Origin of the sequence: Pseudomonas sp. Pc102 (genome assembly GCF_018408275.1) — a bacterium.
GTDB classification, from domain to species: domain Bacteria; phylum Pseudomonadota; class Gammaproteobacteria; order Pseudomonadales; family Pseudomonadaceae; genus Metapseudomonas; species Metapseudomonas tohonis.
Genome location: NZ_AP021905.1, coordinates 2,623,994 through 2,637,126, shown reverse-complemented (window position 1 = coordinate 2,637,126; position 13,133 = coordinate 2,623,994). Strand labels below are relative to the sequence as shown.

The 13,133-nt window shown below is 67.7% G+C and carries 11 protein-coding genes; 4 read left to right on the top strand and 7 right to left on the bottom strand.

From position 1 onward, the window contains the following. Nucleotides 1–21: 21 nt before the first annotated feature. The 4 genes from PHLH3_RS12285 to PHLH3_RS12270 are packed head-to-tail and all read right to left on the bottom strand — an operon-like array spanning nucleotide 22 to nucleotide 4,213. A complete protein-coding gene (locus tag PHLH3_RS12285) occupies nucleotides 22–1,134 on the bottom strand; it encodes an acetoin dehydrogenase dihydrolipoyllysine-residue acetyltransferase subunit (RefSeq protein WP_213629496.1) in 1,113 nt (370 codons plus the stop codon). Then, complete coding sequence (locus PHLH3_RS12280; protein WP_044400480.1) at nucleotides 1,131–2,150, bottom strand: alpha-ketoacid dehydrogenase subunit beta; 1,020 nt, start codon at nucleotides 2,148–2,150, stop codon at nucleotides 1,131–1,133. The genes PHLH3_RS12285 and PHLH3_RS12280 overlap by 4 nt, the downstream gene beginning before the upstream one ends. A gap of 43 nt (nucleotides 2,151–2,193) precedes the next feature. After that, the gene (locus PHLH3_RS12275) at nucleotides 2,194–3,168 is read right to left on the bottom strand and encodes a thiamine pyrophosphate-dependent dehydrogenase E1 component subunit alpha (RefSeq protein ID WP_074967763.1); all 975 of its coding nucleotides are present in this window, start codon (nucleotides 3,166–3,168) and stop codon (nucleotides 2,194–2,196) included. Next, complete coding sequence (locus PHLH3_RS12270) at nucleotides 3,149–4,213, bottom strand: NAD(+)/NADH kinase (RefSeq protein WP_213629494.1); 1,065 nt, start codon at nucleotides 4,211–4,213, stop codon at nucleotides 3,149–3,151. Before PHLH3_RS12270 ends, PHLH3_RS12275 begins: the two co-directional genes overlap by 20 nt. 308 nt (nucleotides 4,214–4,521) lie before the next feature. Between PHLH3_RS12270 and PHLH3_RS12265 the strand changes: the two genes are divergently transcribed. Next, nucleotides 4,522–6,432 (top strand): sigma-54-dependent Fis family transcriptional regulator, encoded by a 1,911-nt coding sequence (locus tag PHLH3_RS12265; protein WP_213629493.1) that lies wholly within the window; start codon nucleotides 4,522–4,524, stop codon nucleotides 6,430–6,432. Here PHLH3_RS12265 and PHLH3_RS30660 read toward each other — a convergent pair. Together PHLH3_RS30660 and PHLH3_RS12255 are read right to left on the bottom strand one after the other, a co-directional pair. Beyond that, nucleotides 6,425–7,723 (bottom strand): PAS domain-containing methyl-accepting chemotaxis protein, encoded by a 1,299-nt coding sequence (locus PHLH3_RS30660; protein WP_213629491.1) that lies wholly within the window; start codon nucleotides 7,721–7,723, stop codon nucleotides 6,425–6,427. The genes PHLH3_RS12265 and PHLH3_RS30660 overlap by 8 nt on opposite strands. A 316-nt stretch (nucleotides 7,724–8,039) precedes the next feature. After that, nucleotides 8,040–8,483, bottom strand: coding sequence for a hypothetical protein (locus tag PHLH3_RS12255; protein ID WP_213629489.1), 444 nt, complete (start codon nucleotides 8,481–8,483; stop codon nucleotides 8,040–8,042). Between the two features lie 362 nt (nucleotides 8,484–8,845). Between PHLH3_RS12255 and PHLH3_RS12250 the strand changes: the two genes are divergently transcribed. Both PHLH3_RS12250 and PHLH3_RS12245 read left to right on the top strand, forming a co-directional pair. Continuing rightward, on the top strand, nucleotides 8,846–9,988 hold the full coding sequence (locus tag PHLH3_RS12250; RefSeq protein ID WP_213629487.1) for a hypothetical protein: 1,143 nt from the start codon (nucleotides 8,846–8,848) through the stop codon (nucleotides 9,986–9,988). A gap of 18 nt (nucleotides 9,989–10,006) precedes the next feature. Next, complete coding sequence (locus tag PHLH3_RS12245) at nucleotides 10,007–10,780, top strand: hypothetical protein (protein WP_213629485.1); 774 nt, start codon at nucleotides 10,007–10,009, stop codon at nucleotides 10,778–10,780. A 101-nt stretch (nucleotides 10,781–10,881) separates the two neighbouring features. On the opposite strand, the gene PHLH3_RS12240 is transcribed toward PHLH3_RS12245, so the two are convergent. Continuing rightward, entirely contained in the window at nucleotides 10,882–11,541 is a 660-nt protein-coding gene (locus tag PHLH3_RS12240) for a hypothetical protein (RefSeq protein WP_213629483.1), read from the bottom strand. Nucleotides 11,542–11,780: 239 nt separating this feature from the next. Between PHLH3_RS12240 and PHLH3_RS12235 the strand changes: the two genes are divergently transcribed. Next, a complete protein-coding gene (locus tag PHLH3_RS12235; RefSeq protein WP_213629481.1) occupies nucleotides 11,781–13,031 on the top strand; it encodes a hypothetical protein in 1,251 nt (416 codons plus the stop codon). The last annotated feature ends 102 nt before the right edge of the window (nucleotides 13,032–13,133 follow it).

Genomic DNA, 13,133 nt, shown 5'->3' with positions numbered 1-13,133 from the left:
GGGTGCCGGGCCCGGTGATCGTCAGTGGCGTTGGAGGAAGGCCTGCAGCAGGGCGTTGACCGCGTCGGCGGCCTCCATCTGCAGCATGTGGGCCTGCCCCGGGAGGATGTGCACGTCGGCCGGCAGGCCCTCGGCGTGGTGGGCGGGGATGATGGCGTCGGCCTCGCCCCAGACCACCAGCGTCGGGTGCTGGCCGCTCTCCACCACGCTGCGCAGGTCGAGCCGCTGGCGGCCCGCCTCGTTGAGGGTGTCGGCGAGCTGGCGCAGGGCGGCGTCCACCCCTTCCAGGCGCTTGAAGCGGAGCATGTCTTCAAGCATCTGCCGGGTGACCAGCGCGGGGTCGGAGAACAGCTGCACCAGCTGCGGCTTGAGGGCGTTGCGGTTGCCGGCCTCGACGAAGCCCTGCAGGTAGGCGCCGTTGATCTCGGCGCCGAGCCCGGCGCTGGCCAGCAGGCTGAGGCTGCGCACCCGCTGCGGGGCCAGCCGCGCGGTGTTGAGGGCGACGGCGCCGCCCATGGAGTGGCCGGCCAGGTGGGCGTGCTCGATGTCGAGGTGGTCGAGCAGCGCGAGTACGGCGCAACTCAACTCGTCCAGGTCGCCACGGGCCAGCTGCTTGGCGGATTCGCCGTGGCCGGGCAGGTCGAGGGCGATGACGCGGCGCTCGGTGGCCAGGGCCTCGTGGTTGAACAGCCAGTTGTTGAGGTCGCCGCCGAAGCCGTGGATCAGCACCAGCGGCACGCCGCCCTCGCCGCGCTCGAAGTAGCGCAGGGTGCGGCCGTCCAGCTCGACCTTCTGCGGGCTGGGGCCGCTGTCGGCCTCGCCGTCGCCACCGGGCACGAACTCGGCGAGGAAGCGCTCGACCACGGCGTCGATCTCCGCCTCGCTGGCCTCCCCCTCCACCACTATGCCGAGCAGCGCGCCCACCGGCAGCACCTCCTCGGGGCGCGCCACCTGGCGCCGCAGCACGCCGGAGAACGGCGCCTCGACGCTGCTGCTGATCTTGTCGGTCTCCACGTCGAGCACTTCGTCGCCCTTTTCGATGGTGTCGCCGTCCTGCTTGAGCCAGTCGGCCACGCGGCCTTCGGTCATGGAGAGGCCCCACTTGGGCATGGTCAGGGTATGGATGCGGCTCATGCGGCGTTTCTCCCTTGCAGCAGCGCCAGCACGGCGGCTTCGATCTTCGCGGCGCTGGGGATGTAGAGGTCTTCCAGGGCGTCGGAGAACGGCACCGGGGTGTGCGGGGCGGTGACCTGGCGGATCGGCCCCTTGAGGGCGTGGAAGGCCTGCTCGGCCACCAGCGCGGCGATGTCGGTGGCCAGGGAGCAGCGCGGGTTGGCTTCGTCGATGACCACCAGGTGGCCGGTCTTCTCCACGCTTTCGAGGATGCTGTCGGCGTCCATCGGGCTGGTGGTGCGCAGGTCCAGCACCTCGCAGGAGATGCCCTGGCGGGCGAGGCTGGCGGCGGCGTCCATGGCCAGGTGGACCATGCGGCCGTAGGTCACCAGGGTGACGTCGTCGCCGTCGCGGAGGAAGTTGGCCTCGCCGAAGGGCACGGTGTAGAGCTCTTCCGGCACCTCGCCCTGCATGGAGTAGAGCAGCTTGTGCTCGCAGAAGATCACCGGGTCGTTGTCGCGGATGGCCTGGATCAGCAGGCCCTTGGCGTCGTACGGGGACGAGGGGCACACCACCTTTAGCCCCGGGATGTGGGTCCACAGCGCGGTGAGCATCTGCGAGTGCTGGGCGGCGGCGCGCAGGCCGGCGCCGACCATGGTGCGGATCACCAGCGGGGTGACGGCCTTGCCGCCGAACATGTAGCGGAACTTGGCGGCCTGGTTGAGGATCTGGTCCAGGCAGCAGCCGGCGAAGTCGACGAACATCAGTTCGCACACCGGGCGCAGGCCCCGGGTGGCCGCGCCCACGGCGGCGCCGACGTAGCCGATCTCCGACAGCGGGGTGTCCAGCACGCGGCCGGGGAACTGGTGGTAGAGGCCCTTGGTGACCCCGAGCACGCCGCCCCAGGCGTCATCCTCGCCGGGTGCGCCGGCACCGCCGGCATTGTCCTCGCCCATGATGAAGACGCTGGGGTCGCGGCGCATTTCCTGGGCCAGCGCCTCGTTGATGGCCTGCTGGTAACTGATCTTTCTGGCCATGATGGCTCTCCTTTGATTGTTCTTCTGGCGGCTCGCCGGCCGGTTACGGGTAGGCGACGTAGACGTCGCTGAGCAGGTCGGCGGGGGATGGCTTGGGGTCGGCCTTGGCGCGCACCACGGCCTCTTCGATGCAGGCCTCGACCTCGGCGTCGACGGCGTCCAGGGCACTGGCCTGGAGCAGGCCGGCACGGGTGGTGCGTTCGCGGAACTGCATGAGGCAGTCGCGGGTTTCGCGGTAGTGCCTGACCTCGTCGGGGGCGCGGTAGGTCTGGGCGTCGCCTTCGAAGTGGCCGTAGTAGCGGGTCAGCTTCACTTCGATCAGCGAGGGCCCCTCCCCGGCCCGGGCCCGCTCGATGGCGGCGCCGGCGGCTTCGTGCACGGCGAAGAAATCGAAGCCGTCGACGGTGACGCCGGGCATGCCGAAGCCGGCGGCGCGGTCGGCGATGTGGTCGCAGGCGACGGACCAGTTGGAGGCGGTGGCCTCGGCGTAGCCGTTGTTCTCGGCGACGAAGATGCACGGCAGGTTCCACACCGAGGCGAGGTTCATGGCCTCGAACACGGCGCCCTCGTTGGAGCCCCCGTCGCCGAAGAAGGCCACGGCCACCGCGCGGTTGCCCTTGAGCTTGGCGGCCAGGGCGGCGCCGGCAGCCAGCGGCGCACCGGCACCGACGATGCCGTTGGCGCCGAGCATGCCCTTGGACAGGTCGGCGATGTGCATGGAGCCGCCCTTGCCGTGGCAGACGCCGGTCTTCTTGCCGTAGATCTCGGCCATCATCCCGTACACGTCCACGCCCTTGGCGATGCAATGGCCGTGGCCACGGTGGGTGGAGGCGATGCAGTCCTCGTCGTCGAGGTGCGCCATCACTCCGGCGGCGGAGGCTTCCTCGCCGGCGTACAGGTGGACGAAGCCGGGGATCTCGCCGGTGGCGAACTCCACGTGCAGGCGTTCCTCGAAGGCGCGGATGGTGCGCATCACGCGGTAGGCATGGAGCAATTGCTCAGTCGAAAGCGTGGACATCTTCTTGTTCTCCAGGGTGGTTCACGGGCTTGCCAGGGACGGCCAGCAGGCGATGGCAGGCGGCGAAGGCCAGGGCGGCCTCGACGTCAATGCTCAGCGGGCCGTCGAGTTCGAGGGTGATGCTGGGGCGGTCGGCGGCGGCGAACTCGATCTCGCGTTCGCCGTCCAGGGCCAGGGTGCCGGCGGCCAGGCGCGGCAGCCGGGGTATGCCGGGTTCCAGGCTGCCGCTGGCGACGATGCCGCAGGCCTGCAGCAGGCCGGGGGCGAGCGGCGCCAGCAGGGCCTGTTCGGCGCCGGGGGCGAGGCGCACCCAGCTGCCACGGGGGTGGCGCCGCGACACCGGGTTCCACAGCCCGCAGAGGGACGAGAGGCCGATGGCGTGGGGCTCGGCGAAGGCGGCGTAGACCTCGGCCAGGTCCTCCGCGCGGCTGATGGCGCGGGCACCGGTGAAGGTGAGCGGCGAGACGGCCACCTCCACCAGGGCGGTTTCGTCGATGCCGCGCGCGGCGATGCGCACCCGCAGGCGCTTGTTGCGGCGCAGCGCCACCTCCGCCGGGATGCGGCCACTGGCGTAGAGCCCGCCGGCCAGGCCCGCGCCGGTGGCTTCGCGCAGCTCGGGGAAGGCGTTGTTGGTGCCGGTGGAGAGGCACAACAGGGGGATGTCGCCCACCTCCCCCGCCACGGCCTTGTGGGTGCCGTCGCCGCCGAGCACCGCCACCAGGGCGACGCCGCGCCGGACCATCAGGCGCGCGGCGTGGCGGGTGTCTTCCACGCTCTGGCGCAGCGGCAGGTCGAGGAACTCCAGGCGCGGCCAGCGGCTGTCGTGGGCGTGGCGGCTGGCGCTGGCCTTGAGCACGGCGGCAGCGATGCCGGTCATGTCCGGCGGCATCAGCACCTCGTCCACGCCGGTGGCGCCGAACGCGCCGAGCAGGCGCTGCACCACGGCGGCCTTGTCGGTGCTGGAGTACAGCCCGGCGTTGGCGGTGAGGCGGCGTACGTCACGGCCGGAGGCCGGGTTGGCGATGATGCCGACGCGCAGAGTCATGACGCACCTCTGAATTGTTGTTGTGGGTGCGGGACGGCGTCCCGGTGTCGCCAGGACAGGAGCAAGGGCGGTGCCAGGACGGCGCAGGCGGGGCGCAAAGGTGCGGGCCAGAGCGGCCGCGAGGGGTTTGTCGACGCGCCGTGCGCAGCGCGATCTGAGACGCGCCATGTCAACCTGCACGGGGCGCCGGCGAGACGCTGAGACGCGGCGTCTCATCCGCCGGGCGGCGCGCCGCCGTGCTTGTCCGCCCTCCGGGCCGGCGCTTAAATGACCGGCACAAGAACAACGACACGAGCCGTGGAGGCCCCATGCTGCCTGCCAACTCGAAAGCCCATGTGGACTGCATCAGCCGTGTGCTGCGCCACGCCGAACGCCTGCCCGAACCGCCGGTGCCGGACCTGATCCTGGACTCCTGGCGCCGCTCCATGGACCAGCACCGCCTGGACCCGGGCTCGCTGCAGGGGCCGCGTATCCTCAGCGAGACGCTGCTGAAGGAATGCCGCGAACGCGCGGAAAGCTTCCTGCGCATCGCCGGCGAGGAGGTCTCGCGCCTGCACGGGCGAGTGCGCGATGCCGACTACTGCGTGCTGCTCACCGATGCCCAGGGCCGCACCATCGACTACCGCGTGGAAGCCACCATCCGTGGCGAGTGCCGACGCGCGGGGCTGTACCTGGGCACCTGCTGGTCGGAGGGCGAGGAAGGCACCTGCGGGGTGGCGGCGGTGCTGACCAACCAAGTGCCGGTGACGGTGCACAAGCGCGACCACTTCCGCGCCGCCTTCATCGGCCTGACCTGTTCGGCGGCGCCGGTGTTCGACCCCCAGGGCCAGTTGCTGGGGGTGCTGGACGTGTCCGCCGTGGAGTCCCCGGACGACCGCCGAAGCCAGCACCTGATCCGCCAGATGGCAGTGCAGAGCGCCCGCGATATCGAGAACGCCTTCTTCATGCACAGCACCCGTGGCCACTGGGTGCTGCGCGCCCATTCAGCCCCCGGCTACGTGGACAGCCAGCCGGACTACCTGTTCGCCTGGGACGCCGACGGCCGCCTGCAGGCGCTGAACCCGGCGGCGCGGCACTACCTGCTGGAACGCCACGGGCGCCTGCCGCAGCACATCGGCGAGGTGTTCGACCTGGACCTGCTGCGGGCCGCCGCCGACGAGCACCCGCGCCATGTGCCCGAGCAAGGCCTGCACATCCGCCTCAGCGTGCCGCGCCGAGCGGTGAGCGTGGCGCTGCCGAGCCGCGATGCCACGCAGCTGGACCCACGCATCGCGGAGAGCCTGCGCCTGGCGGTGCGGGTGAAGGACCGCCACCTGCCGGTGCTGATCCACGGCGAGACCGGCGCCGGCAAGGAGGTGTTCGCCCGCCAGCTGCACGAAGCCAGCGCACGCCGGGGCAAGCCCTTCGTGGCGCTGAACTGCGCGGCCATCCCGGAGAACCTGATCGAGAGCGAGCTGTTCGGCTATGTGGCCGGCGCCTTCACCGGGGCGGAGCGCAAGGGCATGCGCGGGCTGTTGCAGCAGGCCGATGGCGGCACGCTGTTCCTCGACGAAATCGGTGACATGCCCCTGGCCTTGCAGACCCGCCTGCTGCGGGTGCTGGCCGAGGGCGAGGTGGCGCCGCTGGGCGCGGCACGCCGGCAGGCGGTAGACATCCAGGTGATCTGCGCCAGCCACCGGGACCTGGCGGCGCTGGTGGCGGCGGGCGAGTTCCGCGAGGACCTGTTCTTCCGCCTCAACGGCGCGCGCTTCGAGCTGCCGCCCCTGCGCGAGCGCACGGACAAGCTGGCGCTGATCAACCGCCTGCTGGACGAGGAAGCGGCCCGCTGCGGGCTGCGCCTGGGGCTGTGCGAGGCGGCGCTGGAATGCCTGCTGGGCTATCGCTGGCCGGGCAATGTGCGCCAGCTGCGCCATGTGCTGCGCTATGCCTGCGCCATCTGCCCCGGCGACACCCTGCGCCTGCAGGACCTGCCGGAAGAACTGCGCGGCGCAGCGCCGGAACCCCGGGACGAGACGCCCGCCAGCCCGGAACGCCAGGCCCTGCTGGACGCCCTGGTGCGCCACCGCTGGCAACCGCTGCCCGCAGCGCGGGCCCTGGGCATATCCCGGGCGACCCTGTACCGGCGGGTGAAGCAGCACGGCATCGAGATGCCGCGCATGAAGAGCGAGCCGGCGAGCCCGCTGGAGGGCGCGCCGGGGGCCTCCGACGGAGCTACTTGAAGAGCGCCGAGACCACCTTGGCGACGTGTTCGGCGCCCCGGCTGATCTCGCCCATGATGGTGGCGACGGTGGAGATCTGTGCGTTGTTGTCCTTGGCGCTGGCTTCGATCTTCTTCATGTAGTCGTCGATCTGCTGGGTCATCTTCACGTTCTCGGTGACCACGCTCTTGATCTCGACGGTGGCACCGCTGGTGCGCCCGGCCAGTTGCCGCACTTCGTCGGCCACCACGGCGAAGCCGCGCCCCATGTCCCCCGCCCGCGCCGCCTCGATGGCGGCATTGAGGGCCAGCAGGTTGGTCTGCTCGGCGACGCCCTGGATGGTGGTGACGATGTTCTCGATGTCCTTGGCCTGCAGGCTCAGCTTGGAGATGAGCTCCACGGCGGTGTTCACCATGGTCAGGGTGGTGGCGGAGATCGCCACTGACTGGTCGAGCGAGCCCATGCCGCGGTTGGAGATCTGCGCGGTCTCCTCGGCGGTGGAGAAAGACAGTTCGGCGGCACGCCTGACCTCTTCGTTGCGGCGCACCTGTTCGGTGACGTCGATGGCGAACTTGACCACCTTGAACACGGTGCCGGACTCGTCCTTCACCGGGTTGTAGCTGGCCTCGATATGCACGGTGCTGCCGGAGGCGGTCTTGCGCTCGAAGTGGCCACGGTAGAAGTTGCCAGCCTTGAGGTTGGCCCAGAAGTCGGGGTTCTCCTTGTAGAACTCGTCGAGGCACAGCATGCGGTGGTGGCGGCCCTTGAGGCTGCCGAGGCTGTAGCCCATCAGGCGCAGGAAGTTGTCGTTGGCGTCGATGATCTCGCCGTCGGGGGTGAACTCGATCATGGCCATGGAGCGGCGCAGCGCATCGCTCAACGCGGCCAGCACCAGCAGGTCGGAGTGTTTCTGAGTGACGTCGCTGGCGATCTTGAGGACTTCGATCACGCGGCCGGACTCATCCTTGACCGGGAAGTAGGTCGCCTCCAGCCAGATCACCGCGCCGTTCTTGGCGATGCGCTTGAACACCCCGCGCTGGGAGATGCCGTTGGCCAGGGATGCCCAGAAGCGCTCATAGGCGCTGGAATTGCGGAAGCTGTCCTCGCAGAAGATGCGGTGATGCTTGCCGACGATCTCCTGCTCGGAGTAGCCGACCACCTGGAGGAACAGGGGGTTGGCGGTGATGATCTCGCCCTGGGGGGTGAAGCAGATGGACGCGACGTTGTCCTCGACGGCACGCAGGCGCTGGAGGTTTCCCTCGTCCTGGGGTGTCTTGGTGGCAGGACTGACTCGGCTCTTTCTGAACAGCATGATGAGCTCCTCGCGGTATTGGGTAGGAACGTTTTGCCCTTACTGCCTGCGGTGGTCGTCCAGTCGCCGGAGCGGCCTTCCTCAGAGTAGCCAAGCCAAACGGAATGAGAGGTTGATGCAACACCGATTCCATTAGCTTCGGGTTGTCTTCAGTTCCGCTTCATCTTCCTGTGATCCGGACTCAATGGTTATCGGCACTTCCCTATTTTCTGTAGGGAAATCCTTAGCGACCCAAATGCCGCTGCGCTTGATGAATGCACAAGGCAGGGGGTCGAGGGACGCAAAGTCCCCATCTGAAGCCTCCCTTACGTTCGGGTCAGGCGAATGAGAGGTCCCGAGATGGGCGAGGCGCCAGCAGCAAGGCCAGGCAGAACCAGACGAACGGCACCGCCACCAACATGAGCATGGGCGAGGCGTACCCGCTCAGCGAGAAGGCGCAGATGCTGGCAGCCAGCAGGGCAAGCCCCCAGAGCACGCCGGCCCGCACGCGCTGGCTCAGGCTACGGGCCAGGGCGTGGGCGATGAGACGCCCGATGATCGAGGCAACGACGAGCACCTGCTCGACGCCCAGGATGGCGATGCCTGCCAGGAAGGCGGGCCCTTCGGTCGCCTCCTGCTCCACGGCCCAGAAGAACCAGGCGACTTGCGCCCCGTAGAGCACGGCCACCCCGGCCAGGGCCACCAGAAACGCTCGCCGCCCGGGAAGCAGCGCGGGCAGCGTGCCCACCAGCAGCATCCCGTTCAATGCCATGCCCTGCATATTGCCGACCTCCTTGTATTAGTCATTCTCGATGCCCGGCGAGGTGGCTTCCCTGCCTGCGGATGGGCGTGCCCAGGGCGCCATCATCGACGGGGCGCGGGCCGGGTCAAATCCCCAGGATGAGTTCCTGTCGAAGGGTTCGCAGATGGGAGGAGCACGGCTCACCTACGGTCACCCTCGGCGTATCTCGGCCCCCTTCACAGTTCCGCACCGCCTCGATTTCCAACCCGCATCCGCAGTGGCACTATCCGCCAACCACCGGAAATGGATGTCGCCGTGCACGCCTCGCCTGCCCTTCCTGCGCACTCATCCCACGCGTTCTCTTTCACCTGGCCGCTCGGTTGCCGAGATAAGGACATCTCATGAACACCCTCGCCCTGATTACCGACATCCTGCGTAAAACCAAGGCTTTCTCAGGCCGAGTGCCCAACAGTGCCAAGGACAAGGCCGGTATCGTGGAGATATTCCGCGAGCTGATTCCGGCGAACGTTGCCTCGCTGGACCCCGACGTGATCGATGAGCCGCAGGACTACGAGGTGCTTCTCGCTCGCCTGGCGGCCATCAGCAATGGCGACCTGGCGCCGGAGAGCGTGCAGATCAAGGCCGGTCGCACTGGCAAGCTCACCCTGAGCTTCACCCAGCAGCAGGAAACCTACGCGCTGAAGTTCACCCACGAGGGTGGCACCTACATCGATCAGAGCTTCCTCGATGTGCTGCACAAGCACTGCAGGAACAAGCTTCCCGGCACCTTTCTCTTCACCTCGGAAGCGGAGAGCATCCAGGCGGTTTACCTCCCCTTGAAAGCGTTCAAGCGGGTGAACAACGAACTGCTCAGCACGCAAAGCACCGATGCCCTGGCCACGCTGATCCAGGCAGGCAATGTTTTTTCCATCGGCTGGGACAACATCCCGTACGACGTGGTGGAAGGGTTCACCCGGGACGGAGAGACCCTGATCACCGCGCTGATCAAGGCACCGTTCGCCGAGAAGCCCGGCAGTTGGGGCGCGACCCGGCGCATCGAGATCCTCGAAGGGCTCCAGGGCATGGTGAATGTGTTCCGGGCCAATGCCCACGGCGAAACGCCCCGCGATATCGCACTGGCCAAGGGCTGGGATCACCTGGTGCCGGAACTCAGCGGCTGGCCCGTGAAGACCGTACCCGTCACGACCATCCGCGAGCGGGCCGGCAAGGGCCACGCGTGCTTCGAGGATGATCTCAAGGACGCATTCGAACGGCTGGATGAGAAGGGCCTGTTCGAATCGATTCACTTCGACCCCAACAACCCCTTCCAGCACCTCCACATCTCCCACAGGCCCGACTTCATCTATGGCGAAGACACGCTGCTCGTCTCCCGCTATCGATTTGGCGGCGCCGTGGTCGGCTATGACGTTTTCAGCCAGAAGCGCGGCGAGAACGGCTGGTCGCTAAGCCAGTTCGTGCCGTTGGGCGATGTCGATCAACTGTGCGAGGTAATCGAGCGCTACTGCACGCACTCGTTGGTCTGAAGAGAACGGATATCTCCCATGCAACGCATTGCAATCGCTGCACTCTCAGCCCTGATCTCCATGGCGACGGTCGCAGGCACCCTCGAAAGCGAACTTCAAAAGAACGGCCTGGTAGCCCAGGCCGTACCGAAAAGCGGCATCACCGGGAAAACACTGGACCTTGGCGCTTATCAAGTTACTGCCGAAGGTGGCGGGCTCCTCATCAGTCACGATGAACAGAGCCTGGAGCGGCCCCTGACCGAGTTGCAGGTCGGTGGCGTGAAGATCAGGGGTACGGATCAGGGTGAATGGGGTGGTGAGCTGACCGTCACCTCGCAGGATGGAACGACCAGAACCTTGCTGAAGGAAAATGTCGTCAGCATCCAGAAAGTCGGAGACTCGATCTTCGTGTTTACCGGGCTCAGCCACATGGGGATTAACGTTGGCGCCATGTATGAGCTGACGGATATCGCAAGCGAACCGAAGTTGACCAAGGTCACCCTGCTCCCCTCCGCCCCGGAGAAGATCCTCTTTGAACAGGGCGTTGCCTATATTCTGACCTCCGACAGCCTGATTGCCGTAAACCCATCCCCTGAGCAGGCGTCGATGGAAATCATTGCCTACAAAGCGCCTTGGTCGCGCTTTGCACCCAATAGCCTGGTCAAGCAAGGCGACACCTTTGTAGTGGGCATGCACGCAGGCGTTACGGTGGTCAAAGCCAGCAGGTTTGGAGTTCAAGACGTGAGGTTCTATGGGCCACAGGGGGCAGAAGAACTGCTCAAACCGGAGAGGATCAGTCATCGCCTCCGCTGAGCAGTGCTCGCCAGAAGCACCGTGCGGCGGTTCGCACGGCACGCCCTACGGTACGCGTCCGTCCTGGCAGGCAGAGCGGGCGACGACGGGTGCTCGCCTGATCACTCCCTGACATAAACCCCATCGAAGCTCACATTCATGCCGCCGCAATTGTTGTTGTCATCGACGATCAGGAAGCGGCCGATCCGGGTGTATTCGACCGCGCAGTCGTACTTGCCGTCGCCGTCCCGGGTCATCGCGTAGCGGCCTTGCGGCTTGAGGGTGCCGTCGATCTGCCCGACGTGGGTGCTGGCGCCGCTGCCCCAGGTCGCATCGCCCGTCACGTGCAGGCCCGGTTCCTGCCCTTGCTGCTCGATGGTGATGGAGCCCGCCCGGGCCTTCCAGGTGCCCAGCCAGTCGGTGGATGCGGGCAAGGGGTCGGCCGCCGGCGCTAGGTTCTCCAGCACGATCCAGCCCACGGTTTCGCGCTTCTTGCCCTGGTACCAGGCGCAGGCCCAGTCCCCTTCGATCTTGTTGACCAGCACCTCGTCGCCCTCGATGACGTAGGCCTTGCGCATGCACCCTTCCGATTCGGGGCAGCGCTCGTCGTCCTTGAAGAAGTGCGTCTGGTGCTTGCCCACGACGGTGTAGAGCTGGCTGAACTTGCCCTCGGAGGGGAAGTAGCCGGCGTCGCAGCTGTAGACCTCGTTGTCCTGTGCGTGGCTGGGCAGGCAGGCGAGCGCCAGGGCGCTGGTGAGAAGAAAGGGGGTGATCTTGTGCATGAAGGGCCTGTCCTTGCCACTGTTGGCGCTGCGGGGCGAGGGGCCCTGCGGCGAAGAAGGGCCGGAATCTAGCGACGGGCGCGAGCGAGGGTCAACTAGCACAGCTGTACTAGGACGCGCCGATGCGGATGGCCCGGGCAATGACGACGAAAATGTCGGCCATGCACGCGCGGTTCGCATCCGCGCCCATCAGAATGCAGGCACTCGCGAGCGATGCGATCGCCCCAAGGAAGACTCCGTTGAGAAAACACCCGTTCGGCACCCGCTGGCTGATGAATGCCAACCGGCCCTGCCTCGCCCTGCTGCTGGCGGCCTGCCTGGGCGCCCCCCTGCCCTGCGCGGCCCAGCGCCTGGCCGCCGAGAACCACCGCGTCAGCCTTAAGGTGCTGGCCCCCGACGCGCCCCCGGTCGGCACCTGGCGGGTGAAGGTCAACGCCACCTATCGCCCCCTGGTGGACGGTTCGCCGAACACCACGGAGACGACCACCTCGCGAGCCAACTGCGTCTCGCCCTCGCGCTTCGGCACCCTGCCCTCCTTCAAGCGCTGCACGCGCACGCTGAACCGCACGGTGTGGCTGAAGCTGCCGCCCTCGCAGGTCATGGCGGCCGGCCCGCGCACCCTGGAGCTGGACTTCGCCCCGGTCATCGAGGACCAGGGCGGCATCTTCCGCATCGACGACCTGTCACTGGAATACATGACCTGCGCCAAGGGGTGCGAGGAGCAGCGCATGGACATCCGCCTGAGCTGCTTCGCAGACGACACCGAACGCGGCGAGATCCTCTCCAACGGCCTGTTGCTCACCTATTCGCGCGGCGCCAGAGCGGCGCCCGAGGTGGCCGATTGCGGGCTGAAGGTCGGCGATGAAATCAGCTGGGCGAACCGGAAGACGGTGCTGGAGCGCGTGCGCGGCCATTTCGGCGATGACCAGCAGATGGTCAGCGACGAGCTGCTCGATAGGTTCTCGGCGATTCCCGCCCCCGACGGAAGCTGGAGCTGGAACCCGGCGACACGCCTCGACTCGCTCAGCCAGCACTGCCCGCTCCCCGACGGCCAGGGCTACGAGAACAGCCGCTACCTCGCCACGCTGCCCGTCTCCATGGGCTGGCCGTATCGCCACGAAGCCGAGGTCTACGTCACCAGCAAGCCGAACGGCGAGGTCTGCACGATCTGGCTCACGGGCACCGATGACGAGATGTACCTGCGCTACTTCTACACCTACCAGGCCGGTGAGCTGGTCAAGGTCGCCACCAGCGGCGAGCCGGACGACGTCTCGCGCGAGTGGCGCTGGGCGGGGGGCGAGCCCTGGGCATACACCCGCCGGCAGATGCCGGACTCCGTCGCAGGGCACGACGCCATCCTCTACTGGCACAAGACTGCCGCCCAGCTGTGGCCCAAGCGCATGGACCACGCGCCGGACTTCGCGGAATTCAGTGCCCTGGGCGATCTCTCACGGCAGTTGCGCGAGCGATTTCCGGCGAAGCACGAGTAGCGCCCGGAATACGGCGGTGCGGTGGCCTGGCGCAGGTGCCGCCCCCGCAGGCTGTCTCGTCAGTCGCCGGCTGGCCGCGCGTACCGGCGGCCTGGATATCGC